We start from the raw sequence: 23,972 nt of genomic DNA, 5'->3' as shown, positions 1-23,972 counted from the left end.
CGCGGGACCGCTTCAAGTGAGGCCCCGTCAATGTCCAACTAGTGAACTCTAAGCTGAGCTGTTCGGGTTGCCTCCCGTCAAGAGGTTGAACGATTTCGAGGTGCACGGACACGGCGAAGCACACCGCTCCCTGGGGCGGGAACAGCGTGCGTTCGGGTGAAAGCCGTGGGTTACTTCAAGCGCGGCCTCCGTGGCGTTTCAGGGCGGGTACCCGTCCGGCCCCGGGGTCCCGGGACAAGTCGCCGCGGGTAGGGCCATTCGGGTGATCCGCCCTCGCCCACAGGGAGGTGCCGTCCTCCCGGGTCACCACTGGGGCCGGCCTGTCCGGTCCTCCCGGCTCACTTCAGGGTCGCCGAGGTCAGTCCGGCCTGGACCTGGCGCTGGAAGGACAGGTACACGACCAGCATGGGGATCATGGCGATGCTCACGCCCGCGAACAGGACCGGCAGGTCGGTGGCGTAGCCCTGCTGCTGCTGGAGCTGGATCAGGCCCTGGGTCAGGACGTAGCGCTCGGGGTCGTCGCCGCTCTGCGGCTGCATCAGGACCGTGGGCAGGATGAACTGGTTCCACTGCCCCAGCATGTTGAAGATGCCCACGCTGATCAGGCCCGGCTTGGCCATCGGCAGCATCACCTGGAAGAAGGTCCGCGCGTGCGAGGCCCCGTCCAGGATCGCCGCCTCGAACACCGCCGTCGGCAGGGTCCGGAAGAAGGCGTGCATGAAGAACACGGTGAACGGCATCGAGTAGGCGACGTAGACCACGATCAGACCCTGGTAGCTGTTCAGCATGTCCAGCCGCTTGACCATGAAGAACAGCGGCACCAGGGCCAGGAACACCGGGAACATCGCGCCGGCGACGAAGAAGTAGTACAGGAACCGGTTGCCCCAGAACTGGTAGCGGGCCAGGACGTAGGCCGCCATGGAGCCGAAGAGCATGGTCAGCGGCACCGAGAAGGCCAGCACGATGACCGTGTTGAGGAAGTAGTCGCCGATGCCCTTGTCCCAGGCGCGCGCGAACACGTCCAGGGACCAGTTCTGCGGCCAGCCGAAGGCCGAGCCGCCGATCTGGGCGTCGGTCTTGAAGGAGCTGAGCACCAGCCACAGCAGCGGCAGCACGATCAGCAGGGCCCACACGGCGAGGAAGCCGTGCGAGAAGCCGTTCAGCACGACGCCCTCGCCGCGGCTGCCGCCGCCGGGCCGGACGGGGACCTTGTCCACGGACCGCTGGGCGGGCACGGCCGCGCCCTCCTTGACGGGGGCGCCGGTGTCGTCGATGGGTGCGCTCATGTCGGTCGTCTCTCTCCCGCTCAGAACTCGATGCGCTCGCGGCGGGTGGCCCGCAGCATGACCACGGAAAGGATCAGGGTGAGCACGAGCATGACCACGCCCATCGCGCAGGCGTAGCCGCTCTTGCCGTAGATGAGGAAGTTGCGCATCATCACCGTCGCCATGACCTCGCTGTGGTGGTCGGGGCCACCACCGAACTCCCCGGCGGTCATCGTGGACACCAGGATGAACATGTCCATGGCCGCGATGCCGAGGTACACCCACGCGGTCTGCACGGAGTCCCACAGCAGCGGCAGCGTGATGCGGAAGAAGGACTGGCCGCGCCCGGCGCCGTCGATCAGCGCCGCCTCGTAGATGTCCCGCGGAATGGACTGCATGGCCGCCGAGAACAGCACCAGATAGAAGCCGACGCCGTGCCAGACCACGACGAGCATCAGCATCCACAGCACCATGTTCGGCTCGTTGAGCCATTCCACCGGGCTGCTTTCGTCGACCAGACCGAGTTTCATCAGCAGGCCGTTCAGCATGCCGCCGCTGTCACTGCGGTACACGGCCCCGAACAGCACCGCGAGAATCGCCAGCGACAGCACCTGCGGAAAGAAGTACACGACCTTGTAGAACTTCGATCCGGCGACGCCCGCCACTCCGCCGGCCCGACCGCGGCCGCCCGCGTTCAGCATGAACGCGAAGAACAGCGCGAGCAGAATGGTGATCACCGGGATGAACACCAGGAACAGGATGTTGTGCCAGATGGCACCCATGAAGATGTCGTCCTGGAACAACTCCTTGTAGTTGTCCAGACCGATGAACCTGAATGTCTGGGACTGGCCCTTCCAGTCGGTCAGCGAGTAGCCGATCGTCTGGAGATAGGGCCAGATCACAAAGACGAGATACAACGCCACGGGGACGAAGAGAAACCCCGCGACGAACCGGTACTGCCCTTTACGCATCGAACACCCTGCCCCTGTCGTCCTCAAGGGGCGCGGGGAACTGCGCGATCGGCCACGACGAACCCGCGGCCCGCAGCAAACCCCGCGCCCCCACGGCGAAACCCGGAATCGCTACTCCCGGCGGTTGTTCTTGGCCGCCGGGTCCTTCGCCGCCTTGTCCACCGCGGCCTGTGCCCGCTTCAGCCACTCGGCGGGCTGGATGCGCTTGGCCATCAGCTCGTTGGACGCGTTCTGGATGGCGGTGTCCATCTCGCTGTACCACTCGGTGTACAGGAACCGGAAGGTGTTGTCACCGGCGGCCTTGGACGCCGCGACCGTGGACTGCGTGCCCGGCCGCAGCTGGACGCTCGGGTCCACGCCGTCCTTGAGGATGGTCAGCGAGTTCGCCTCCTTGGCGAACAGCGTCGACCACTCGCGGGACAGCATCATCCGCATGAACTCCTGCGCCCCGGGGAGGTTCTTGGCCTTGGCGGGGATGATGAACGGCTCGCCGGAGCCGGCCCGGATCGCCTCGTAGGGCATGGCGCTGTCGGGCAGCAGCGGCATCGGCATGAACTTCATGTCGAAGTCCGCCGGGGTCTGCTTCAGCTGCTCGTTCTCCAGCCAGGAACCACAGGTGATGAAGGCCGCCTTGTACTGGTTCCAGCGGGTCTGCGACTCGGTGTGGGTCAGGCCGTTGGTGCCGGGCAGCAGATAGCCCTTCTCGACGACCTCGTAGACCGCCTCGACCGCGGCCTTCGCGGCGTCGGAGCCGACGAACGCCTCGGGGTCGAGGTTGTCGATCGCCTTCATGGCGTCCAGACCGCCGGTCTTGGCGATCAGGTCCATGATGGCGACGTTGATGTAGTACGGGTACTTGCCCTGGTGGGCGAGGCCGCCGATGCCCTGGGACCTGGCGTCCTTGCAGACGGCCAGGAAGTCGTCCCAGGTCTTGGGCTCCTCCCAGCCCTTCTCCTTGAAGAGCTTGCCGGAGTACCACAGGCCCCACACCGTGTAGATGTAGTTCAGGGCGACGACCTTGCCCTCCTGCATGCCCGCGTCGAGCGTGCCGGGGATCAGGGTGTCGCGGACCTTCTTCGAGGGGTCGTCCACCGAGGGCGCGTCCAGGACCGCGGCGAGGTCGAGGAGCTGGCCGTTCTTGTAGAGGACGTCGATCTTGATCTTCTGCGCGCCGGAGTCGTCGACGATGTCCGGCGGGTTGCCGCCGTTGAAGCGCGGCTGGAGCTTTCCGGTGATCTCCTGGGTGCCGGTGTGGGCGGAGGTGACGCCCCACTTCTTCTGGAAGCTCGCCTCCCACGCCTTGGCGTAGTCGTCGCCGTAACCGCCCTTGAAGATGACGACGTCGAGTTTGCCGCCCTTCTTCACACCGAAGGGGTTGTCCTTGGACGTCTCGCCCTTGGTGTCCTCACCCGATTCGTCGCCCCCGCCGCCGCTCGCGCATGCGGACAGGAAGGCCATCGACGGCACGGCGATCAGGCCCAGTGCGGCGGACCGCTTGATCAGATCGCGGCGGCCGACACCCGCTTCGGAGTTGTCGGCACCATTTTTCTCGGCGGAAGTGGATCCCATGCTCAAGTCCTCGCCTTCTCCAGGACTCAGGCGGTGAACCGGATCCTCGCCGGCACCGCGGTGGCGTCAAGCTGGGTCGTGCACGAACTGCTCCGGGACTCAGGTGAAGGTCCGGGATAGCCGACAGGTATAGTCCACTTCCCGCCAATGGAGCAAGATCGAATGCAAGGTTGGCTGTTGGTCTTTTCCGAGTTGAGACCTCACGGAAATATCCGCGGCCCGAGCGGTCACGACCGGAGGAATTCGCGGCAATACCCCCGGACGCCACAGTCAACACCCTTGACATGCCTGAGCACTTGAGCCCCTACTTGACCCTGCGCACGAAGTTGACAACGTTGTCCGGAGTTGGCCGGCCCCCACTGCCTTCCGGGCGGTCGGCGGCCGGAGCGACCGGACCCGTACTACGCGGGTCCGGTCCTCCGGCGTTCGGTGCACGGGAAGCGGCGAGGCACGGGCTGGGTCCGGGGGGCGCGTCGACCGCGACGCGCCCCCCGGACCGCACACCGCGGGTCTCAGCCCACGGCGAGTGCGAACACGCGCAGGTCCGCCTCGCGCGGCAGCGTCACGTTCCGGACCGTCCTGCCCTGCGGTGCCTGGAACGCCTTCGTGGCGAAGACATGGCTCGCCACCGGGTCGCGCGGCCGGCTCCCGCCACATCGCGGTACGCGGTGCGCGCGACGACCTCGTCGCCGTACTGGACGCTGCCCCGGCCGCCGCCCATCGTCCAGTCGGTGAAGGCGAGTTCGGCCGTCGCCGTGCCGCCGTCGGTGTAGGTGGCGGTGGCCTCGGCGCGCTGATCGAAGTTGACCGCGCTGCCCACGAAGGACAACGCGGCCGCGGGCTGCGGGAGTCGGATCGTCCGACCGGCGCCGGTGGCGTTGTCGGGGCGCCCGTTCGGGGGAGCCGGCCAGATGAAGGTTGGGACGGTAGAGTCATGTACAGACCATTCGACAACGTTGTCGCGGACGCGGCGTCAAGCACACAAGCCACTTCATCACCCGGACGGGCCGCTCCCCCGGGGCCGCATCGGCCCGTGGCTCGTCACGGCTCGCGGACCCGGTGACCCACTCGGCTCTCGGCCACCGGGTCCGCCCCGAGCGCCCCGGCGGCCGGGGGTTCGCCGAACCGCGGCCATGCCCCGGCAGGCGACGGGCGAGCGTTGCCTGTTGGGACACTAGCCGTCCTGCTTCCGGCGGGAGGCGGCGTCGGCGCGGGCCTTGCGCCAGCGGGCGCGGGTCTGTTCGACGAGGTCGTCCCACTCGCGGCGGACCTCGTGCTCGGAGGGGCGGCGGCCCTCCCGGATGCGGTCGAGCTCCGCGCGCACCTCACGGCCCAGCACGGCGGAGGCGACCAGCAAGAACATGACCGCGAACAGCGCGGAGAGCATCGCGAAGACGGCGCCCACCGCCCCGTAGCGGGCGGCGTACGCGTTGAACAGACGTGGCAGATAGAAGGTCGCCCACAGGGAGTAGCCGCAGGTCAGGACGGCCGCGGTGATACCGAAGGGGATCAGTTCGGGCCAGGGGACGCGCTTGGCCGACAGGATCCAGCCGCTCCAGACGAGGAACACGGCGGTCACCAGTGCCTCGCACGCCGCCGCAAGCAGCCCCAGTTCCCGCCCGCCGATCACCGTGGAGATCCACCCGGTGACCAGGGCGTAGCCGCCCAGGCTGAGAATCCACCACAGGCCGTTGCGCGAGTTGCGCACGCTCAGCGGTTTCAGGTCCCAGGTCTGCTCGAACAGCCGTTGCGAGGCACGGGCGAAGCTCAGCACCGAGATGGTCAGGAAGATCACGCCGAAGAGACCCGCGCCGGTGCTCGCGCTCTCCGTCGGGGAGAAGAGGGCGTCGACCGCGTCGGCGCCCGCTCCCGTGAGGCCGTAGCGCTGGATGATCCGCTGAGCCGCGTCGATGTGCACGAAGTTGCTCAGGACGGCGCCGGTGAGGATGACGAGCGGGACGAGCGCGGTGAGGGCGCTCGACGCCAGCGCCATCGCCCGGTCGAAGCCGATGATCTTCTGAAAGCGGCTGAGGACGCGCAGCGCGAAGGCGGGACGCAGCCAGAACGTCAGCGTCCTGACGACACGCTCGCGGTTGATCCTGGCCGTCGTGCCCTCCAGGACGATCGGAACCCGACGGGACGCCCGACCTTAACCGGCGGCCGTGTCCCGGCGGCGGCGCGACACGGACGCACCCGCACGCGCGCCGGCGGGTGCGCGAAGGGCCGCACCCCCGTCACCGGGGATGCGGCCCTGGACCGGCCGGCCGTTCCGCTTACTTGCGGATCAGCGAGCGCAGCACGTACTGCATGATGCCGCCGTTGCGGTAGTAGTCGGCCTCACCGGGGGTGTCGATGCGGACGACCGCGTCGAACTCGACGCCCGTGTCGGTGGTGACCTTCACCGTGCGGGGGGTGGTGCCGTTGTTGAGCTCCTCGACGCCCGCGAAGGAGAAGGTCTCCTCGCCGGTCAGGCCGAGGGACTCCGCCGAGCCGCCCTCCGGGAACTGGAGCGGCAGGACGCCCATGCCGATGAGGTTCGAGCGGTGGATGCGCTCGTAGGACTCGGCGATGACGGCCTTGACGCCGAGGAGCGCGGTGCCCTTGGCCGCCCAGTCGCGGGACGAGCCGGAGCCGTACTCCTTGCCGGCCAGGACGACCAGCGGGATGCCCTGGTCGATGTAGTTGCGCGAGGCGTCGTAGATGAACGACACCGGCGCGCCCTCGACGGTGAAGTCGCGGGTGTAGCCGCCCTCGGTGCCCGGCGCGATCTGGTTGCGCAGGCGGATGTTGGCGAACGTGCCGCGGATCATGACCTCGTGGTTGCCTCGGCGGGAGCCGTAGGAGTTGAAGTCACGACGCTCCACACCGTGCTCGGTGAGGTACTTGCCGGCCGGGGTGTCGGCCTTGATGGCGCCGGCCGGGGAGATGTGGTCGGTGGTGACCGAGTCGCCCAGCTTGGCCAGCACGCGGGCGCCGGTGATGTCGGAGACCGGGGTGGTCTCCATCGTCATGCCCTCGAAGTACGGGGGCTTGCGCACGTAGGTGGACTGCGGGTCCCACTCGAAGGTGTTGCCGGTCGGGATCGGCAGCGCCTGCCACTGGGCGTCGCCCGCGAAGACGTCCTGGTAGGACTTGTTGAACATGTCCTCGCCGATGGCGTTCGCCACGACGTCGTTGACCTCGGCCTCGGAGGGCCAGATGTCCTTGAGGTAGACCGGGTTGCCGTCCTGGTCGATGCCCAGGGCGTCCTTGGTGATGTCCACCTTCATGGAGCCCGCGAGGGCGTAGGCGACGACCAGCGGCGGGGAGGCCAGGTAGTTCATCTTGACGTCGGGGTTGATTCGACCCTCGAAGTTCCGGTTGCCGGAGAGGACCGAGGTGACGGCGAGGTCGTGGTCGTTGACGGCCTTGGAGACCTCCTCCGGCAGCGGGCCGGAGTTGCCGATGCAGGTGGTGCAGCCGTAGCCGACGAGGTTGAAGCCGACCTTGTCGAGGTACGGGGTCAGGCCCGCCTTGTCGAAGTAGTCCGTGACGACCTTCGAACCCGGGGCGAGGGTGGTCTTGACCCAGGGCTTGCGGGTCAGGCCCTTCTCGACCGCCTTCTTGGCCACCAGGGCGGCGGCGACCATGACGTACGGGTTGGAGGTGTTGGTGCAGGAGGTGATGGCCGCGACGGTGACCGCGCCGTGGTCGATCTGGTACGTCGAGCCGTCGGGGGCGGTGACGGTGACCGGGTTGGTCGGGGCGCCGTTCGGGTGGACGGCCGGGGCGTCGGAGGCCGGGAAGGACTCCTCGCCCGCCTCGTCGGCGGTGGAGACGTAGTTGAGGACGTCGTGCTTGAACTGCTCGGCGGCGTTCGCGAGGACGATGCGGTCCTGCGGGCGCTTGGGGCCGGCGATGGAGGGGACGACCGTGGAGAGGTCCAGCTCCAGCTTCTCGGAGAAGTCCGGCTCGGCCTTCGGGTCCAGCCAGAGGCCCTGCTCCTTGGCGTACGCCTCGACGAGCGCGACCTGCTGCGCGGAGCGGCCGGTCAGACGCAGGTAGTTCAGGGTCTCGTCGTCGATCGGGAAGGTCGCGGCGGTGGAGCCGAACTCCGGCGACATGTTGCCGATGGTGGCGCGGTTGGCGAGCGAGGTGGCGGCGACGCCCTCGCCGTAGAACTCGACGAACTTGCCGACGACGCCGTGCTTGCGCAGCATCTCGGTGATCGTGAGGACCAGGTCGGTGGCGGTGGTGCCGGTGGGCAGCTCGCCGGTCAGCTTGAAGCCGACGACGCGCGGGATCAGCATGGAGACCGGCTGGCCGAGCATGGCGGCCTCGGCCTCGATGCCGCCGACGCCCCAGCCGAGGACGCCGAGGCCGTTGACCATGGTGGTGTGCGAGTCGGTGCCGACGAGGGTGTCGGGGTACGCCTGGCCGTTACGGACCATGACCGTACGGGCCAGGTGCTCGATGTTCACCTGGTGGACGATGCCGGTGCCCGGGGGGACGACCTTGAACTCGTCGAAGGCGGTCTGGCCCCAGCGCAGGAACTGGTAGCGCTCCTTGTTGCGGCCGTACTCCAGCTCGACGTTCTGGGCGAAGGCTTCGTTGGTGCCGAACTTGTCGGCGATGACGGAGTGGTCGATGACCAGCTCGGCCGGGGCCAGCGGGTTGATCTTGGCGGGGTCGCCGCCGAGCTCCTTCACGGCCTCACGCATGGTCGCGAGGTCCACGACACAGGGAACGCCGGTGAAGTCCTGCATGATCACGCGGGCCGGCGTGAACTGGATCTCCTGCGACGGCTGGGCCTGGGAGTCCCAGCCGCCGAGGGCACGGATGTGGTCGGCGGTGATGTTCGCGCCGTCCTCGGTGCGGAGGAGGTTCTCCAGCAGCACCTTCAGGCTGTAGGGAAGGCGCGCGGAGCCCTCGACCTTGTCCAGCCGGAAGATCTCGTACGACTTGTCGCCCACCTGCAGCGTGCTGCGGGCGTCGAAGCTGTTCGCCGACACGACAGTCTCCTTCATTGATGTGCGCGTACCACCGCATCCTGCCGCCACGCTGGCTTGGCCGATCCGCTAAGGTAAGGCTAAGTTAGGTAGCCCTTACTCAGGTGGCGGCTGCGGTGCACCTCGGTAGATATCTCGATGTCGAGATAACTCTAGTACATGGGCGGAGGATGGTCATGCCCTGCCCTCAGTGTCCGATGTCTCGCGGCGGGCGCTTGCGTGCTGTCGGACACGCCGTGGCATGCGGCCGGGGGGTACTGCACCGTCGTACGGGCGAGGCGCGGCACGGCTCGGAAGACCGTACGGGCGGGGAGTGACCCGGCCCGGAACGCGGTGCGGCCCCGGGGGCACGGGTGCGGTGTCCGGGGCCGTTGGGCGGTACGCAGTCGTGCACGGGTGCGGTGTCCGGGGCCGTTGGGCGGTACGCAGTCGTGCACGGGTGCGGTGTCCGGGGCCGTTCGGCGGTACGCCGTCGGCGGCCGGGTCAGGCCGCCGTGCCGAGGTCGCTGGTGTCCTGCCGCTCGCACTGGCCGGCGTAGACCGCGAGGAAGGTGGCGAGTCCGCGCACTCCGGCGCCGCCCGGCCCCAGCCCGGTGACCGGGATGGACCGGCCGAGGCCCGCCGTCGACAGCGCGCTGTACGCCCGCAGGGCGCCGGCCGCCAGTTCGCCCCCCGACCGGTGGGTCCGGCCGGGCCCGGGGTCGGCGCTGGTCATGGAGAGCGCCTCGGCGTAGGCCCGGGAGGCCAGCTCGGCACTGCGCGTGTGCCGCTCGGAGGGGGGCGTTGCAGCAGTCATGAGCGTCTTCTTCCGTCGGTTCGGGCTGTCTCCTGTGTCGCGGTGGGCGGGTGTCAGTGTCCTCTTGCCTGGTCGCAGGTGGCTCGAACACATGTCGAGCAACGGCCGGATTCGAGGTGAACAACTCGCGCGATCCGGGCAGAGGCCGTGGCCGCACCGCGCGGACCTGGCAGTCTGCGGCCGGGCGGGCGCCGGGCGGCCGGGCCGTCGACGACCGGGTCGCCCGAGGCGCCGGGGAGCATTCCTCACGAGTCTTTCAAGTGCGCGTCGACCCGGACGCCCCTCGCGGGCACGGGTGCCGGGTCCGGAGCACCCGGGCCTCTGTCCGGCTCCCGGCGGTGGCGTTGGGGTTCATGCCGTACCGCACGCGGGCCGCGCCGTAGAGCCACTCCTGGGGCACATCAACCACCTTGATGCTAAAGGGAGTTGAGGCGCCGAGCGGCGTGCGTGAGGTCGAGGTGCCCGATCTGATATCCGTATATTTGTACCGCATTCAACGAAACATCACTCGAATGGCCCCCTCAGCGAGCGGCATCTCATATCTGAGATAGCCTCAACCTCATGGCAGACGACTACCTCGTACGCATCGGCAGGCTCATCCGCGACGCCCGGCAGCACCGGGGCTGGACGCAGGCGCAGCTGGCCGAGGCGCTCGGAACCAGCCAGAGCGCCGTGAACCGCATCGAGCGCGGCAATCAGAACATCAGCCTTGAGATGATCGCTCGCATCGGTGAAGCTCTCGACAGTGAAATCGTCTCTCTGGGCTACGCGGGCCCGATGCATCTGCGGGTGGTCGGCGGACGCCGGCTGTCCGGTGCCATCGATGTCAAGACGAGCAAGAACGCGTGCGTGGCCCTGCTGTGCGCCACGCTGCTCAACAAGGGTCGCACCGTGCTGCGCCGTGTCGCGCGCATCGAGGAGGTCTACCGCCTGCTGGAGGTGCTCAACTCCATCGGCGTGCGCACCCGCTGGATCAACGACGGCGTGGACCTGGAGATCGTGCCGCCGGCCGACCTGAACATGGCCGCGATCGACGCGGACGCGGCCCGCCGCACGCGCTCCATCATCATGTTCCTCGGCCCGCTGCTGCACCGCATGGACCAGTTCAAGCTGCCCTACGCCGGCGGCTGCGACCTCGGCACCCGCACCGTCGAGCCGCACATGATCGCGCTGCGCCGGTTCGGTCTGGACATCGCCGCGACCGAGGGCCAGTACCACGCGATGGTGGACCGGTCCGTGCAGCCCGGCCGCCCGATCGTGCTGACCGAGCGCGGCGACACCGTGACCGAGAACGCGCTGCTGGCCGCCGCCCGGCACGACGGCGTCACGGTCATCCGCAACGCCTCCTCCAACTACATGGTCCAGGACCTGTGCTTCTTCCTGGAGGCGCTGGGCGTCAAGGTCGAGGGCATCGGCACCACCACGCTGACCGTGCACGGGGTGCCCACCATCGACGTCGACGTCGACTACTCCCCCTCCGAGGACCCGGTCGAGGCGATGAGCCTGCTGGCCGCCGCCGTGGTCACCGAGTCGCAGCTGACGGTGCGCCGCGTGCCGATCGAGTTCCTGGAGATCGAACTGGCCGTCCTGGAGGAGATGGGCCTCGACCACGACCGCACGCCCGAGTACTTCGCGGACAACGGCCGTACCCGCCTGGTGGACCTCACCGTCCGGCCCTCCAAGCTGGAGGCGCCGATCGACAAGATCCACCCCATGCCCTTCCCGGGCCTGAACATCGACAACGTCCCGTTCTTCGCCGCCATCGCGGCCGTCGCCTCGGGCAAGACCCTGATCCACGACTGGGTCTACGACAACCGCGCGATCTACCTGACCGACCTCAACCGCCTCGGCGGCCGCCTCCAGCTCCTCGACCCGCACCGGGTCCTGGTCGAGGGCCCCACCCGCTGGCGCGCCGCCGAGATGATGTGCCCGCCCGCGCTGCGGCCCGCCGTGGTCGTCCTGCTGGCGATGATGGCGGCGGAGGGGACGTCCGTGCTGCGCAACGTGTATGTCATCAACCGGGGTTATGAGGAACTCGCGGAGCGGTTGAACTCGGTCGGGGCGCAGATCGAGATCTTCCGGGACATCTGAGGGATTGGACATAGCTGGACAAAGGCCACCTGCGGCAATGCCTCGCGAAACCGGCCCCTGACCTGCGGAAACACTTCTCGGAACCTTCCGACGTCTTCCAGCGGTTTCCAGCACCTTGTGCAACAGGTGTGCAATGGGCGACCGATTCCCTGACGATAAGTCAGAAGAATCTGAGGCCCCCTCACTCTTTACGGAGCGTGAGGGGGCCTCTCGCGTTTTATGGGTGTTTGTCCCAAAAAGCCCAGGCTACGGCTGTCGCTGATGAACTGACGGAGTGTTTGACGCTACCGAGCGTGGGCGGTTAGCTTCACGTCCATAGCTGCGACGGGTTCCCCCGTACGGGGATCTCGTGCAACTTCGCGGCGTCTTCGACCGTTTCGGCGGCCGGGAGTCGACACCAGCACCACGCCCAAGGCCGCGACAACGCAAAGAGGCCCGAGCATCCAGGGACGGTTGCACCCGTCCCGTTCCAAGAAGCTCGGACCTCTGAGCAGTGGAGCGACCTCCACCTTGCGTCTTTCGCCCCTGGCAGGGCTCGGGACGCTTTCCACGGAGTACACCCGTGAACGCGCCTATTTTGGCATACCCATGCCCGGCGCCGCGAGCAGACAGCCCACCCCTGGGCCCGGAATCACGCTCGCCGGCCGCCCGCACCGCACGCGGAATCGACCCCGCGATGCCGGACAGCGTCCGCACGACGCTCGTGAAGGTCCCCATGCGCATCATCGCCGGGCCCTACTCGGATCTCGCCGTCGTCCTACACGCCAAGACGGCCCACCTCTCCCGCAACGAGCAGCGCGGCAGCGTCGCCGACCTCACGACGATCGCCGTCTACCTCGGCCTGACGAACCGCCGCGCCGTCGACCCGCGCACTGGCAACGAACTGCTCAAGGCCCCCAGTGCCCTGTACGCGGCCCAGAAGGAGCTCACCTCAGCCAAGGAGATGACGGTCGAGCGCCGCACGCTCCCCGGGGGCACCGGCACCTCAGCAGTGCGCCGAGTCTCCGGACTCGGACGTGACGAGGCATTCGCCTTCGCCCCCGTCGCACTGCTCGGCGCAGTCAGCCCCCGCCACGTCCGGGCCTATCTGGTGTGCGCGTACGCCTACGCGACGCGTACGCCGATGACGGCCGAAGAGCTGTCCGGGCACTTGCGCCACCACTCCGGCAAGAACGCGGGCGAGTCGATCAGCGAGCGGACCGCACGGATGATCGTGGACGACCTGGAGCGCTGGGGCTGGCTGGACGTGGACCGCCGGGCCGGCCGCCAGGGGCGGAACCTGATCACGCCTCGGCGGTCCCCACTGGGTCCGGTCACGTGTCCAGAAAATGGGCGGACCTCCGGTGCGGAACTTGAAGAGACCTCGGGTCCGGAACCTGCACGGACCTCCCTCGCGAATGAGGAACTACAGCCGGAAGCTGACGTACAGGAGATTGCGCGGGACCTAGTTGGTGGTTCCGCCCGCAGGGCGTCCTCCGTAGTAGCGCGAGGCCCTGTGGAAAACCCGGCTGCTGGAACGTTCGACCAGGCAGTGGCTTCGCCAGGAGCGGCTTCGCCGGAACCACGAGGCGACTCCCCCGCCGCGATTTCAGCGACGGCACACCGGGTGCTGCGGCTGCTCCCACTGGAGTTCACCCCCGGCCAGCGCGCCCTCGCCGCGAAGGCGATCGAGCGGTCCGTATCCGAGGTCGGGGACGTCGAACGGATCTTGAACCGGGTCCACCGGCATCTCGCCAACGAGGGCCAGGCCGTGCGTGAGCCCTACGGCTGGCTGATCACCCGGGGTCTGCGCAACGACCCGTGCCCGGAGCCCGCGTGCGAGGAGGGCCAACTCTGGCCGACCGGCGAAAACTGCCGCATCTGCATCGAGCGGTGGGCAGACCGTCGCAGTGCCCCTGTGATCTTCCGGAACTCGAAGCCGGTGTTCGAGGTGACGTGGATCTGCGTGGACTGCGAGCGGCCCGGTCGCGGAGAGCGCCCCGCTGACGACGTTTGCTCCCGCTGCCACGCCGAGGCCGGTATCGCCTTCGCCTCCCTCTTCGCCCATTCCAGCGAGATTCACGACGAGGCGCACGAGGAGTGGAACGCCCGCCGAGCGGCTGAGGCCCGTGCCGAAATCCGGCGGCCGGCATGAACATCACGAAGGAGAACGCGTTGTCGTACGACGCCCAGACAGACCCCTCCCCGCTCGCCTGGCGCTTCGCTGCGGCCTGCCGGGGGCTGGAACTAGAGCTGTTTTTCAGCTCCCGCCCCGGCGGTGCGGCCCGGAAGGACACCCGGCTCGCCAAGGGCGTGTGCGCTGGCTGCCCGGTCCGGCAGCAGTGCCTGGAATGGGCGCTCGCCACCGACACAGAGTTCGGCGTCTTCGGCGGCCTCGACCAGTACGAGCGTCAGGAACTCCTGGGACGGCCGGAGGCCGCGGCGTGAGCGGGCAGCAGAAAGCCCCCGCCACATGGACGGGGGCCGGGATCGCGGATTCAGGACTCGGCGGCCGGCTGGTCGTACGTGACCGGGGGCTCCGGGTCGTCAGGCACCTGCGGCTCGCCGATCGCATCCACGGCCCGCCGGTACCACTCGATCGGGACGACGGCCGCGACGTCGGTCTTGTACTGCCGCGCGATCACGACGCCGCCCCGCTCGCGGACGTACCGCGTCACCTTCGCCCAGTGCACCCGTACGTCGTTCGAAGTCAGTCGCCACATGCCCGCATCGTACGGGGCGGTTGACTGGATGAAAATGGTTGAGTGGGTTGACTCAACCTACTTTTTGAGTGCAGGCTCTACCCCGCAAGACAGCAAGACCTCAACCCCGGAGAACTCGACTGGAGTTGAGAGCACGACCAGGAGCCCGGCAATGGACCGGGGGAGGCCCGCCGGAGCCTTGGCATCCGGACGGCAGCGCGCGGCTGCCTCCCAAATCCCCGCGCAGAGGGCGGGCCCCAGTGGGGCCTCGGTACCGGTGCGACACCGGCCCCGCCCACGCAAAACGGCCCCGGTCGGTGCAGCGAACACCGGCTCCGGGGCCTGGCCCGAATCCCCTGCCTGAACAGGAGAGACGAGATGACCAAGAAGGTACCGCCCCAGGTTCCGCTTGTGGACACCGCGTCCGCGAAGAAGGCCGCCGCCAGGATCGCGTGGCGGTGGTCGAAGTGACCGCCTACACCCCCGAACGCCTCGCCGAGGTCCAGGAGGACGCCCTGGCCCGGCTGCTCGACTTCCTCGCCGCCGCCGGCGAGCTCGGCGCCGACGTCCACATCAAGCTCCACGCCCCCGTCTCGCCGGACCTCATGCAGTGTGTCCGCGAGGCGATCGAGGCCCCCGGCTTCCGCTTCGAGGGTCCGCTCGTCGAGGCCGTCGGCTACTCCGGAACGAGCACGGTCACCGTCACGGCGGAGGTCCGATGACCGCGATCCAGCTCCGGCTCCCCACCGGCTACGCGATCTCCCTCGACCAGCGTCGCCTCCGCGCCGCCAAGATCCGCGCCGACCGCAAGCGTCGGGCCGCGGCGAGGCAGTGGCACCAGATCGCCGCCGACTTCTTCGGCAGTGTCCAGTGAAGCCCCAGAAATCCGCGGGCTGCGGAACGTTGCTCTTCAACCTCGCCGCCGTCCTGGCCCTCGCCGTCCTCGCGTTGCAGGCGGGCGTCCGATGACCTACGACCCCGCCCGCAATCCGTACGCGGACGCCGTCTCCGCGCACCTCCGCCGCCAGCGCGAACAGGACGCCCGCTTCCTGCCGGGCCTCGCCGCGCCGCTGCACCAGCGCATCAAGAACGTCGGCCCCTTCTTCGCCGGGGCCCGCACTGCACGAAGGAACGCCACATGACCACCACCCACCGCCGGGCCCCCGTCCTGGATTTCTACCGCGAGTGGAAGAAGCAGAGGCGGCTGGACCGGAAGCAGAAGAACGACCGGCTCGACGAGAAGACGGACCGCAAGGCCACCGTGAAGGAGAGAAGCCGCCGCGAGAGCTCGAAGCGCCGCAGGGAGCAGTGGGCCCGCTTCACGGGCTCCCTGCGGGCCCTGAATGAGCGCATGGGCTTCATACTCCTGGTGGTGATCAGCGCGTCGATGGCGTTCGCCTGGAGCGGCCAATACGACGCCGCGGCCTCCAAGGGGTTCGGGGCGCTCGCCGTCCTGGTCCCGCTGATGACCGAGGGTGCCACGCTCCACTTCGCCAAGCTCGCGGCCGAAGCCGAGGCGGCCGGCCAGCCGTCGGCGAAGTTCCGGATCTCGACCCTGGTCTCCGCCGTCACGGCAGCCGCGATCAACTTCTACGGCCACACGTACCTGACCGCCGCTCAGATCGCGGGCAGGAGCAAGGCCGAGATCGCCGCCCTCGCCTCCGACGCGGAGAGCAAGGCGTGGCTCTTCGCGGTGGCCTCGCTCGTCGGCGTGGTGGTGTGGGAGGCGACGCTCATCGCCCGCGCCCACCGGCGCAAGGGCACCTCGGCCGCCCAGCGGAAGATCAACCGGAAGCGGCTGCTGCGCAACCCGGTGATCTCCTGGAGGGCCGCGAATCTCCGTGCGATGGTTCCGGCCTACACCGAGAACGACTCGTTCGCCGAGACCTGGAAGCGGCGCAAGGGCGTCCCGCTCGGCGAGCCCACCGCACACGAGCGCCGCCGGATGCGCCGGATGGCCTACCGCCTCGAACAGGCCGACGCCTGGGACGGCGCCCCGCGCAGGCCCTTCCCCCGGCGCCGCCAGCCCGCCGAGGTCCCCGTCCACGCCCCTGTTACTGCTCCCGTCCCGGAGCCGGGTCATCCCCTCGCCGACGAGGTCGAGCGGTGGTTGCAGGGCGGCGGCGACGGGAGCGCCAGCCCGTCCCGGACACCGTCCCCGGACAGGCCCGGCCCCGTCCCCGTCACCCGGAAGAGTGGGGCTGTCGACACGTCTACAACCCGCTCCCCGCTTGGGAAGGACGCCCATTCGGGTGCTGAGCGGGACGCCAACCGGGACGCCCCCGACAAGGTTGCCGAAGACCGCATCGAGCGCGTCCGGGAGATGGCCCGGGACATCGTCAGCAGCGGGCAGCCGGTGAACCCCAGGACGCTGACGGCAGCCGCGATCCGCAAGGCGCTCGGCATACGCCGGACGACCGCCGCCGAGCTCCGGGACGCCGTGATCGCCGAGTACGGCAACTCCTGACCGGCACCTCCGAAACGAAAACGGGCCCACCGAGACACGCCTGGACAGCAATCGCTCGGTGGGCCCTCTACCTCAGAGAGGCAGTACCAGCATGACCTACATAGAGCACGGCGCGGACCATTCCGAGCCGATTCCCACCCTCGCGTCGACCGCACATCACACCGTCGACTGGGACCGCACCCGCGCCGCCGCCCGCACCCTCCGGCCCATCCGCTCCCTTTCGCTCCTCGCGCTCGGCGTCGTTCCGGCGCTGCTGTGGGCCGAGCAGGTGGCGACGCCGATCGCGGAGACGTCCGTCGACACCGCGTTCGCCGCCGCGTTCCTCACCTCCGGCATCTGCGCCGTGGGCATCGCGACCGGCGGGCGTATCCGCCGCTGGGCCCTTTCTGCGCTGCTCGTGGCCGCCGTCGGCGGGACGCTGCTCGCCGCCCCCACCCGGCACCTGATCTCGGCCTGGATCGTGGGGGCCTGACCATGGATCTGATCGAGACCACTCCCGTCGTTACTCGCGCCGGCGCTGCGTTCGGCTTCTGCTTGATGGTGGTCACCGGCGCCGTGATCTTCTACAGCAACGGACGCACCTTCAAGGCGCTCAAAAAGCGCAAGTTCTGGATGCCGTGGGCCGCGTCGTTCCTCGTGATGGTGCTGTCCTCCGCCGTCGTCGGCGGCATCATCGGCAACATCTCCGGCGCCTTCACCGGCACCGGCAACAAGCTCGGGCGGGAGATCGGCAACGCGGCCGTCGGCCAGTCCGGCGAGGGGGCCGTAAAACTGTCCACCGGCGAGGTGCTCGGCTACTCCGGCTCCTGGATCGCCCTCACGCTGATGGTCCTTCTCGTCCTGTACGTCTGGTTCGCCAAGGGCTGGCAGGAGCGGGCGCTGGCCATCTCCGGCGCCCTGACCGGCAGCACGTGGGGCATCGCCTCCTCCCTCGGCGGCATCGCGTCCATGATCGGCGTCCCGCTCATGACCTGGATCGGGGAGGGGATGATCGGATGAGCAGGCCCGGACCGCTCATCACGCGTACGACAGCAGGCTTCGGGCATTTCGGCGTCGCCATCGCGCACTGGGCCGGCGGCCACACGATCTCGGAGGAGGAGCTCCTCCGCCGGATCATCAAGGCCCGCGCCGACGCCCACGCCGAGGCCGTGGACGAGCACCAGCGGGAAGCCCGGCGGGCACACAAGAAGATCACAAAACTGCGGAGGATCGCGGCCGAGGACGGCGGCCTGGTGCCCGCCGCCCAGAGCGACCTCGAACAGGCCGAGCACGAAGCCCGGCGCCACGAGGCCGCGCTGGAGGCCCTGGGGGACTTCGAGGTGTCCGCCGTCGACCCGGGCCAGGTCACACACCTGCGTAAGCGAATCGCCGCCGTGCGCTGCACCGTGCTGGCGCTCCCCGTCGCGGGAGTGGCCGCCGGGTCGTGGCTCATCGACGGCGTGGTGCTTCTCGTCTCCGCTCTCGGCGCCGTGACCGCGTGCTGGGCACGGGGCAACCGACCTTTCGAGCTCACGGTGCGCCCGGTGCCCGCTGAGCTCCTCGCCGCGACCGCCCGCCTGGCACTGGAAAGCAAAGTGGAAGAAGAAGTGGAAGAGAAGCCGGAGATCGAGACCGAGGATCTCGGCGTTTGGAGGCAGACGCTCCGGCTGTTCGTGGAGCACGCGGTGGCCGCCGCGCACCTGGAGCGCAAGGGCGGCGTCCTGGTGGTGGACCTCCTCCAGCGACTCCAGGCGTCCGGCCTGTTCCTGGACAAGACACCGGACGCGTTCCCCGCCGTCCTGCGGTCCGTGGACATCCCCGTCAAGAAGATCAGCGTCAACGGTGACAAGGCCCTCGGCGTCCACCACACGGAGCTGACCGCAGCACTGGGACGCCTGCCCCGCCTGCCCGCCCGCCTGGTCCCCGACCTGACGCGCACCGAGCCCCTCCCCCACGAGAGCCCCTGACTCCCGGTTCCAGCGGTTCCCGCAGCTCAGAGGGGACCAGGTACCGCAGTACCGCTCTCCGGCGCCCCGCCAGGGGGAGGGGCTGCACATCCGTCCGACCGGTCCCCTGACCGTGCCCCTCAGCTCCTGCTGAGGGGTCGCGGAGGCCGCCCGGCACCCACCACGGCCGAAGGAGAAACCGAGACGTGTTCGGCAATCACGACGCCGAGATAGCCCGCCTCCGCGCCCAGCTCGACGACCGGCGCGGAGTGATCAAGGACTACCCCGAAGGTCACCCGGCCCGCGTTCTGTACGAGGCCGAGGCCGCTGCGATGGCCGCCGAGATCGAGCAGCTGAAAGGGGCCGGCTGCGGTGTCCCCGTCTCGCTCGTCCTCTCCGCGCTGATCTTCTTCGCGCTCCTCGCCTACGCCGGAATCAGCCACTAACCGGAAGCACACCCGACAAGAAAGGCCGCCATGCCCAACCCCGACCCCACCAAGGCCGCCATCGCCGCGGCCGAGGCCGTACGCAAGATCAACCACGCGAGCCTCGACGGCACGCTTACCGCCCCGCAGGTCTCCAGCACGGTCCAGGGCCTCGTGGCCCTGGTGGACCGCCTGCCGCAAGCTCTCGAACAGCTCGCCGCCCAGCTCCGCCACCTCCAGGACCGGGGCCAGGTCCGGATGGACGACGGCTCACAGCCCGGCGAAGCCGTCCGCGCAGTGGTGGCCTACCTGGACGACGCCAGAGGCGACCTGGAAGCCCTGTCCGTCTCCCTGCACAACGCCGCCTCCCCGCTCTTCTCCATGGGGCACACCGAAACGAAGGGAACCGCGGCATGACGAACCCCATCCGCTTCCAGTGCCCCGAACCGCACGACGGCCTGAGCGCACCCGCCTACGGCATCGACTCCAGCCGACCCGAGTTCATCAAGGACTCCGTCGACCGCAACGCGTGCGAGCACATCACGCCCGAGGAGCGCGAGGAGCTGTACGCCGGCCGCGTCCCCACCTGGCTGGTGCCGCAGCAGGACTGAACGACAAAGCCCCCCGCCCCGGCATGTCGCCGGTCCGCGGGGGCTTTCGCATACCCACGCTAGGTGTCAGTGCCGCCCGGTAGCTTTGTTTCGTGGTTGTGCACCTGCCCGCCATCGACGTCCTTCTGTGAGCCATTAGCCCTGCCCGGTAGGAGAGTTGTGACTCGTAAGGCCACGCGCCGCGACCCCGACCGGGTCTACCTAATCGGTGACGCGAAGACCATGAAGGTCAAGATCGGCATAGCCTCGGACCCCAAGCGCCGTCTGTCGGAGATCCAGACAGGCAACCCTGCCAGACTGGTGATCTTCGCTGTGTTCCACGGCGATGCCCGCACTGAACGTGCCCTCCACAAGCGATTCGCCACCCGCCGCCTATCCGGCGAGTGGTTCGACTTCAGCGACATAGACCCCGTCCAGGCAGTGACTGCGGCGGGACTCACCCTGGACAGCGCTTATCCCCTGTGGGAGGCAGAAGACCCCGAGGCGTACAACAAGCACTTTGTGCGGAACGTCGAAGCCGCCCACGACACCAGCACCCCGAAGGGGTTCCGCCGCTTCGGCCGCTTTGCCGTGGGTCTCGGCATCTTCATTACGGCCTACGCCGTGCTGTTGGGCTGGGTCTCGAACATGGCACTCCTCCCCCAGATCATCTTCTCTGCGGCCATCCCGTGCTTCCTCATCTGCGCTGTCGCCGCCGACATCAGTAACCGGACCCAGGTGCTGGATCAGGGCCCGGTGCTGGCGGTGATGTACGGCCTGGCCGCCATCGTCACGTCCGCCCCCGCCGTCGCCTACGCGTTGGAAGCCACCGAGGGCCACCCTGGCCGCATCCTGACGTGCTCCTACGTGGCCTTCGTGTTTGCCTTGGGCCCTGTTGTCGTACACATGGGCCTCGAAAGCTTCTACCCCACGCTGGACGACAGGGTGAAAGAGCGCATCAGGGCTGACAGAAGGCAAGCTGCGCAGCTCGAAGAACGCAAGATCAAGAACATCCGGCACGCCCGCAGCCTGCGCCGCTACTACGAGATGCGAGGCGAGCCCCTCCCACCGGCCGAGGGCCTTGACTGAACTTCGAACGTTGGCAACGAAGCCCCCGACCCGGAGCGATCCGGACCAGCGAGGGCCTTCGTCGTTTCAGGCCGGACCGAACTTCCTTGGCTCGTCACACCCTTGACGGGTCCGGGCCTGAGCGAAATGGTCATGCAAAAGCGCGCAACCGGCTGGACATGGGAGATCGTCATGGCGCTACGGTTCGTCGGGATAGACCCCAACACCCAGGGCGGCGGTTCGCCGACCGTGTGGGTGGACGACGAGAAGCAGGAGCTCGTGCTCCAGGGGTGGAAGGCGGACGACACCCTCACCACCGAGGTCAGCGATACGACCTGGGTGGAGGGACACGACACCGGCATCCCGGACCACGAGACCTTGATCCGCATCCCGGCACGCATGGTGCCGATCTTGAGGAAGGCGTGCGATGACGCAGAACGTGCCGGACTTCTCTGAGCTGCTGCGCGGGGCCGAGCGGACGGCCATACACCTGGAGATGCGCGACGTCTATTCCGTCGGCGACGAGACTGCGGACTTTGAGCAGTTCAAGAGGACGGGCGTTCACCCCGACGCGGACCCCGCGACGGCTGACTGGGGTGGCTGGGTGTCGCTGGTCCGGGAGACCGTCGGTCGCGGTGTCGTGATGCGCCGGGCCCGGATCGTCTCCGAGCCGGTCACTGACTACATCCGGTTCGAGCACGCCAGCACCCCCGTGAACCTGGCCGCCGGCGAGCTGGTGCGCTGGCTTCCGCGAAGCCGGGCCTCGGACCTCATGCTCCCGGGGAACGATCTGTGGCTGATCGACGACCGCCGCGTTCTGTTCCACTGGTTCACCGGTGATGGCGACTGGGCCGGGCACGAGTTCAACGAGGACCCCGACGTCGTCAAGCTGGTCTCGGCCGCGTTCGAGGCGGTGTGGGAGCGCGGCGTCCCGCACGAGCAGTACACCGTCTGACCCGCCGCACCGGACAGCCCGCACATGCCCAAGTCTCCTTCCTCCACCGCCCAGGCCGCCCGGGAGGCGGTCGCCGCCCGTCTGCGTGAGCTGATGCAGGACGCGGGTCTCAAGGGCAACGAGCTGGCTGTCCGGTGCGGGTGGAATGCCGCCAAGACGTCCCGGATCATCAACGCCAAGACCCCACCGTCGGACTCTGACATTCGTCTTTGGTGCGCAGCCTGTGGCGCGGAGGACCAAGCCGCCGACCTGATCGCCACCAGTCGCGCCGTCGAGTCGATGTACCTGGAGTGGCGGCGTCTCCAGCGCAACGGAATGCGCAAGGTACAGGAGGACTTCTACGCCCTGCACGAGCAGGCGCGCCTGTGCCGGACCTACGTCTCCAACGTGGTCCCGGGCTTCCTCCAGACCGCCCCGTACATCACCGCGCTCCTGCGGTCCATCACACGCTTCCAGGGCACCCCCGACGACGTGACCGAGGCGGTTACCGCCCGTATTGCTCGCAGCCGGTTCCTCTACGAAGGCGGTCACCGCTTTGCCGTGGTTATGGAGGAAGCGGTACTGCGCCACCGATTCGGCAGCCCGGAGGAGATGGCCGGCCAGCTTCGGCACCTCCTCGCCGTTATGCCCCTGGCCTCCGTCTCCCTCGGCATCATCCCCTTCGGAGCCGAGCGCACCGTATGGCCCCTGGAGGCGTTCTACCTGTACGACGACCACCACGCTGTCGTCGAGACGCTGACCGCTGAGATCAACATCACCCAGCCACGCGAACTTGCCGACTACGCGAGGGCTTTTGCCGAGCTGGCGAAGATAGCCGTCTACGGCGACGAGGCGAAGGCACGGATCACCGAGGCGATTGACTCCCTCGGGTGAGTTCGTGCAAGACGATGCAATCTCGTTGAGCGTAAATCGCTGCTTTCCCTAGCGTGTTGGGTGTCGCTCGGGGCCGAAGGACCCTCGGGCGGCTCCCCCTAGGCAGCGGGCCACACCGCGTCCCGCCCGTCGCACCGCGGCCCGCTGCGCCAACCTCACCCGCAGGAGTGCGCGATGACCACGCCCCTCCCCCAGGACCCCGCAGAGGCGCCGGAGTACGGCGCCCCGAGCCCGGAGCTCACGGCCCGCGCCGCCTCCGGCTTCGAGAGGTTCCTCGCGCGCGCCGAGGACGACCAGGCCGACGAGGAGACCGAGCGGTGAGCGGCGTCGGCGTCGGCGTCGACTCGTTCTTCCACGAGGACAAGCACCCGTGGCTGCACAGGACGGTGCGCGACATCGCGAGCCGCAGCGAGGGCGAACTCACCGCGATCGTGCACGAGAAGACCGGGAGCCGGACCGTCCGCGTGGCCCACATCCGGCTCGCGTCGGGCGTGGAATTCTCCACGTCGATCGACAACGTCCAGCTCGTGACGGGACTCGCTTACGCCGCTGGGGATGGCGCCAGCATCTCGCCGTGCTCGCGTACGTCACCGTCGTCACGACCTTCGTGATCGCGCTGGTTGAAGCTTCCCCGTGATGCTGGACACCTGGAGACTGGGACATGAGGTTCCAGAGGAAGTAGTGGCCAGGTGGGAAGTAAGAGCAACCGCAGCAGGCGGTACTCGGAGGAGTTCAAGCGCGACGCGGTCGCGCTGGTCCGCTCCTCCGGCAGGACCGTCACCGAGGTGGCCCGGGAGATCGGGGTCAGCGCCGAGGGGCTGCGGAACTGGGTCAAGCAGGACACGATCGACCGCGGGCGGGGGACGCCGGGCGAGCTCACGAGCGCGGAGCGGGAGGAACTGCGGCGGCTGCGACGGCAGAACCGTGAGCAGGCCGAGACGATCGAGGTGCTGCGAAAAGCGGCGGTCTTCTTCGCGAAGGAGAGCGATCGATGAACGACGTCTACGCGTTCATCGAGGCGGAGAAGACCACCCACCCAGTCGCTCTGCTGTGCCGGCTGCTGAACGTGGCCCGATCCTCCTTCTACGCCTGGATGGCCGGCGAGCAGGCCCGCGCCGCCCGCCGGGCCGCCGACGACGCCCTGGCCCACGAGATCACCGTCTTGCACATCGCCTCCCGGTGCACCTACGGAGTGCCGCGCATCCATGCCGAACTGCGCAGGCTGGACCGGCGGGTCAACCGCAAGCGCGTGGAGCGGATCATGCGTGAGCGCGACATCGCCGGGGTCACCCGGCGCAAGCGCCGGTC

At 68.6% G+C, this 23,972-nt stretch carries 28 protein-coding genes and 1 pseudogene; 21 read left to right on the top strand and 8 right to left on the bottom strand.

All coding sequences use genetic code 11. The features are described 5' to 3' along the window. Positions 1–338: 338 nt before the first annotated feature. From ABZZ79_RS08290 to ABZZ79_RS08260, 7 genes and pseudogenes are all read right to left on the bottom strand, one after another. Positions 339–1,286, bottom strand: a complete 948-nt coding sequence (locus ABZZ79_RS08290; RefSeq protein WP_356687773.1) for a carbohydrate ABC transporter permease — start codon at positions 1,284–1,286, stop codon at positions 339–341. A gap of 20 nt (positions 1,287–1,306) precedes the next feature. After that, a complete protein-coding gene (locus tag ABZZ79_RS08285; protein ID WP_356687771.1) occupies positions 1,307–2,236 on the bottom strand; it encodes a sugar ABC transporter permease in 930 nt (309 codons plus the stop codon). A 111-nt stretch (positions 2,237–2,347) separates the two neighbouring features. After that, a complete protein-coding gene (gene ngcE, locus ABZZ79_RS08280) occupies positions 2,348–3,805 on the bottom strand; it encodes an N-acetylglucosamine/diacetylchitobiose ABC transporter substrate-binding protein (RefSeq protein ID WP_356687769.1) in 1,458 nt (485 codons plus the stop codon). 512 nt (positions 3,806–4,317) lie between these two features. Beyond that, positions 4,318–4,724: pseudogene (locus ABZZ79_RS08275) on the bottom strand (glycoside hydrolase family 92 protein); the annotation flags it as partial. Between the two features lie 255 nt (positions 4,725–4,979). Further along, positions 4,980–5,798 (bottom strand): YhjD/YihY/BrkB family envelope integrity protein, encoded by an 819-nt coding sequence (locus ABZZ79_RS08270; RefSeq protein ID WP_356687768.1) that lies wholly within the window; start codon positions 5,796–5,798, stop codon positions 4,980–4,982. A gap of 280 nt (positions 5,799–6,078) precedes the next feature. Continuing rightward, positions 6,079–8,796: an aconitate hydratase AcnA gene (gene acnA / locus ABZZ79_RS08265; protein WP_356687766.1), complete on the bottom strand. Its 2,718-nt coding sequence runs from the start codon at positions 8,794–8,796 to the stop codon at positions 6,079–6,081. 481 nt (positions 8,797–9,277) lie between these two features. Then, complete coding sequence (locus tag ABZZ79_RS08260) at positions 9,278–9,589, bottom strand: hypothetical protein (protein ID WP_356687764.1); 312 nt, start codon at positions 9,587–9,589, stop codon at positions 9,278–9,280. Positions 9,590–10,150: 561 nt separating this feature from the next. Here ABZZ79_RS08260 and ABZZ79_RS08255 point away from each other — a divergent pair. The 3 genes from ABZZ79_RS08255 (at position 10,151) to ABZZ79_RS08245 (ending at position 14,107) form a co-directional block, all read left to right on the top strand. Then, entirely contained in the window at positions 10,151–11,680 is a 1,530-nt protein-coding gene (locus ABZZ79_RS08255; RefSeq protein WP_356687762.1) for a UDP-N-acetylglucosamine 1-carboxyvinyltransferase, read from the top strand. A gap of 676 nt (positions 11,681–12,356) precedes the next feature. Then, a complete protein-coding gene (locus ABZZ79_RS08250) occupies positions 12,357–13,814 on the top strand; it encodes a hypothetical protein (RefSeq protein WP_356687760.1) in 1,458 nt (485 codons plus the stop codon). Then, complete coding sequence (locus ABZZ79_RS08245; protein ID WP_356687758.1) at positions 13,811–14,107, top strand: WhiB family transcriptional regulator; 297 nt, start codon at positions 13,811–13,813, stop codon at positions 14,105–14,107. Before ABZZ79_RS08250 ends, ABZZ79_RS08245 begins: the two co-directional genes overlap by 4 nt. A 50-nt stretch (positions 14,108–14,157) precedes the next feature. Here the strand turns inward: ABZZ79_RS08245 and ABZZ79_RS08240 are convergent, their stop codons facing one another. Beyond that, positions 14,158–14,382 (bottom strand): hypothetical protein, encoded by a 225-nt coding sequence (locus ABZZ79_RS08240; RefSeq protein WP_356687756.1) that lies wholly within the window; start codon positions 14,380–14,382, stop codon positions 14,158–14,160. A 437-nt stretch (positions 14,383–14,819) separates the two neighbouring features. Between ABZZ79_RS08240 and ABZZ79_RS08235 the strand changes: the two genes are divergently transcribed. From ABZZ79_RS08235 to ABZZ79_RS08150, 18 genes are all read left to right on the top strand, one after another. Further along, positions 14,820–15,083 carry a hypothetical protein gene (locus ABZZ79_RS08235; protein ID WP_356687754.1) on the top strand — a complete coding sequence of 88 codons (264 nt, stop codon included), beginning with the start codon at positions 14,820–14,822 and terminating at the stop codon, positions 15,081–15,083. After that, a complete protein-coding gene (locus ABZZ79_RS08230) occupies positions 15,080–15,235 on the top strand; it encodes a hypothetical protein (RefSeq protein WP_356687752.1) in 156 nt (51 codons plus the stop codon). The genes ABZZ79_RS08235 and ABZZ79_RS08230 overlap by 4 nt, the downstream gene beginning before the upstream one ends. A 91-nt stretch (positions 15,236–15,326) precedes the next feature. After that, positions 15,327–15,503 (top strand): hypothetical protein, encoded by a 177-nt coding sequence (locus ABZZ79_RS08225; protein ID WP_356687750.1) that lies wholly within the window; start codon positions 15,327–15,329, stop codon positions 15,501–15,503. Then, entirely contained in the window at positions 15,500–16,828 is a 1,329-nt protein-coding gene (locus ABZZ79_RS08220) for a hypothetical protein (RefSeq protein WP_356687749.1), read from the top strand. The genes ABZZ79_RS08225 and ABZZ79_RS08220 overlap by 4 nt, the downstream gene beginning before the upstream one ends. 91 nt (positions 16,829–16,919) lie before the next feature. Further along, complete coding sequence (locus ABZZ79_RS08215) at positions 16,920–17,300, top strand: hypothetical protein (RefSeq protein ID WP_356687747.1); 381 nt, start codon at positions 16,920–16,922, stop codon at positions 17,298–17,300. A gap of 2 nt (positions 17,301–17,302) precedes the next feature. Further along, the gene (locus ABZZ79_RS08210; protein ID WP_356687745.1) at positions 17,303–17,827 is read left to right on the top strand and encodes a hypothetical protein; all 525 of its coding nucleotides are present in this window, start codon (positions 17,303–17,305) and stop codon (positions 17,825–17,827) included. Next, positions 17,824–18,774: a hypothetical protein gene (locus ABZZ79_RS08205; RefSeq protein ID WP_356687743.1), complete on the top strand. Its 951-nt coding sequence runs from the start codon at positions 17,824–17,826 to the stop codon at positions 18,772–18,774. Before ABZZ79_RS08210 ends, ABZZ79_RS08205 begins: the two co-directional genes overlap by 4 nt. Before the next feature lie 185 nt (positions 18,775–18,959). Further along, the gene (locus ABZZ79_RS08200) at positions 18,960–19,199 is read left to right on the top strand and encodes a hypothetical protein (RefSeq protein ID WP_356687741.1); all 240 of its coding nucleotides are present in this window, start codon (positions 18,960–18,962) and stop codon (positions 19,197–19,199) included. A 30-nt stretch (positions 19,200–19,229) separates the two neighbouring features. Beyond that, a complete protein-coding gene (locus ABZZ79_RS08195; protein ID WP_356687739.1) occupies positions 19,230–19,595 on the top strand; it encodes a hypothetical protein in 366 nt (121 codons plus the stop codon). Beyond that, positions 19,592–19,789 (top strand): hypothetical protein, encoded by a 198-nt coding sequence (locus ABZZ79_RS08190; protein ID WP_356687737.1) that lies wholly within the window; start codon positions 19,592–19,594, stop codon positions 19,787–19,789. Before ABZZ79_RS08195 ends, ABZZ79_RS08190 begins: the two co-directional genes overlap by 4 nt. Before the next feature lie 63 nt (positions 19,790–19,852). After that, positions 19,853–20,857 (top strand): GIY-YIG nuclease family protein, encoded by a 1,005-nt coding sequence (locus ABZZ79_RS08185; RefSeq protein WP_356687735.1) that lies wholly within the window; start codon positions 19,853–19,855, stop codon positions 20,855–20,857. A 171-nt stretch (positions 20,858–21,028) separates the two neighbouring features. Beyond that, a complete protein-coding gene (locus ABZZ79_RS08180) occupies positions 21,029–21,292 on the top strand; it encodes a hypothetical protein (protein ID WP_356688262.1) in 264 nt (87 codons plus the stop codon). Further along, positions 21,264–21,791 carry a DUF6879 family protein gene (locus ABZZ79_RS08175; RefSeq protein WP_356687733.1) on the top strand — a complete coding sequence of 176 codons (528 nt, stop codon included), beginning with the start codon at positions 21,264–21,266 and terminating at the stop codon, positions 21,789–21,791. The genes ABZZ79_RS08180 and ABZZ79_RS08175 overlap by 29 nt, the downstream gene beginning before the upstream one ends. A gap of 24 nt (positions 21,792–21,815) precedes the next feature. Then, positions 21,816–22,664 carry a helix-turn-helix transcriptional regulator gene (locus ABZZ79_RS08170; RefSeq protein WP_356687731.1) on the top strand — a complete coding sequence of 283 codons (849 nt, stop codon included), beginning with the start codon at positions 21,816–21,818 and terminating at the stop codon, positions 22,662–22,664. Positions 22,665–22,838: 174 nt separating this feature from the next. Further along, positions 22,839–22,985 carry a hypothetical protein gene (locus tag ABZZ79_RS08165; RefSeq protein ID WP_356687729.1) on the top strand — a complete coding sequence of 49 codons (147 nt, stop codon included), beginning with the start codon at positions 22,839–22,841 and terminating at the stop codon, positions 22,983–22,985. After that, positions 22,982–23,275 (top strand): hypothetical protein, encoded by a 294-nt coding sequence (locus ABZZ79_RS08160; protein WP_356687727.1) that lies wholly within the window; start codon positions 22,982–22,984, stop codon positions 23,273–23,275. The genes ABZZ79_RS08165 and ABZZ79_RS08160 overlap by 4 nt, the downstream gene beginning before the upstream one ends. Positions 23,276–23,353: 78 nt before the next feature. Further along, complete coding sequence (locus tag ABZZ79_RS08155; protein ID WP_356687725.1) at positions 23,354–23,659, top strand: transposase; 306 nt, start codon at positions 23,354–23,356, stop codon at positions 23,657–23,659. Continuing rightward, on the top strand, positions 23,656–23,972 hold a 317-nt coding region (locus ABZZ79_RS08150; protein ID WP_356687723.1), incomplete at its 3' end, for an IS3 family transposase. The genes ABZZ79_RS08155 and ABZZ79_RS08150, both read left to right, overlap by 4 nt.

The sequence above is a fragment of the Streptomyces sp. NPDC006458 genome, from assembly GCF_040612135.1.
Taxonomy (GTDB): Bacteria; Actinomycetota; Actinomycetes; order Streptomycetales; family Streptomycetaceae; genus Streptomyces.
This window is presented reverse-complemented; position numbering and strand designations above follow the sequence as displayed.

Bases quoted from the DNA above. Each gene is read 5' to 3' on its own strand.
- ABZZ79_RS08250 (WP_356687760.1), top strand. From the start codon at position 12,357: ATGCCGGACAGCGTCCGCACGACGCTCGTGAAGGTCCCCATGCGCATC.
- ABZZ79_RS08210 (WP_356687745.1), top strand. From the start codon at position 17,303: ATGGATCTGATCGAGACCACTCCCGTCGTTACTCGCGCCGGCGCTGCG.
- ABZZ79_RS08270 (WP_356687768.1), bottom strand. From the start codon at position 5,798: ATGGCGCTGGCGTCGAGCGCCCTCACCGCGCTCGTCCCGCTCGTCATC.
- ABZZ79_RS08245 (WP_356687758.1), top strand. From the start codon at position 13,811: ATGAACATCACGAAGGAGAACGCGTTGTCGTACGACGCCCAGACAGAC.
- ABZZ79_RS08190 (WP_356687737.1), top strand. From the start codon at position 19,592: ATGACGAACCCCATCCGCTTCCAGTGCCCCGAACCGCACGACGGCCTG.
- ABZZ79_RS08290 (WP_356687773.1), bottom strand. From the start codon at position 1,286: ATGAGCGCACCCATCGACGACACCGGCGCCCCCGTCAAGGAGGGCGCG.
- ABZZ79_RS08240 (WP_356687756.1), bottom strand. From the start codon at position 14,382: ATGTGGCGACTGACTTCGAACGACGTACGGGTGCACTGGGCGAAGGTG.
- ABZZ79_RS08285 (WP_356687771.1), bottom strand. From the start codon at position 2,236: ATGCGTAAAGGGCAGTACCGGTTCGTCGCGGGGTTTCTCTTCGTCCCC.
- ABZZ79_RS08215 (WP_356687747.1), top strand. From the start codon at position 16,920: ATGACCTACATAGAGCACGGCGCGGACCATTCCGAGCCGATTCCCACC.
- ABZZ79_RS08260 (WP_356687764.1), bottom strand. From the start codon at position 9,589: ATGACTGCTGCAACGCCCCCCTCCGAGCGGCACACGCGCAGTGCCGAG.
- ngcE (WP_356687769.1), bottom strand. From the start codon at position 3,805: ATGGGATCCACTTCCGCCGAGAAAAATGGTGCCGACAACTCCGAAGCG.
- ABZZ79_RS08195 (WP_356687739.1), top strand. From the start codon at position 19,230: ATGCCCAACCCCGACCCCACCAAGGCCGCCATCGCCGCGGCCGAGGCC.
- ABZZ79_RS08220 (WP_356687749.1), top strand. From the start codon at position 15,500: ATGACCACCACCCACCGCCGGGCCCCCGTCCTGGATTTCTACCGCGAG.
- ABZZ79_RS08170 (WP_356687731.1), top strand. From the start codon at position 21,816: ATGCCCAAGTCTCCTTCCTCCACCGCCCAGGCCGCCCGGGAGGCGGTC.
- ABZZ79_RS08230 (WP_356687752.1), top strand. From the start codon at position 15,080: ATGACCGCGATCCAGCTCCGGCTCCCCACCGGCTACGCGATCTCCCTC.
- ABZZ79_RS08180 (WP_356688262.1), top strand. From the start codon at position 21,029: ATGGCGCTACGGTTCGTCGGGATAGACCCCAACACCCAGGGCGGCGGT.
- ABZZ79_RS08165 (WP_356687729.1), top strand. From the start codon at position 22,839: ATGACCACGCCCCTCCCCCAGGACCCCGCAGAGGCGCCGGAGTACGGC.
- ABZZ79_RS08175 (WP_356687733.1), top strand. From the start codon at position 21,264: ATGACGCAGAACGTGCCGGACTTCTCTGAGCTGCTGCGCGGGGCCGAG.
- ABZZ79_RS08205 (WP_356687743.1), top strand. From the start codon at position 17,824: ATGAGCAGGCCCGGACCGCTCATCACGCGTACGACAGCAGGCTTCGGG.
- ABZZ79_RS08225 (WP_356687750.1), top strand. From the start codon at position 15,327: ATGACCTACGACCCCGCCCGCAATCCGTACGCGGACGCCGTCTCCGCG.
- ABZZ79_RS08255 (WP_356687762.1), top strand. From the start codon at position 10,151: ATGGCAGACGACTACCTCGTACGCATCGGCAGGCTCATCCGCGACGCC.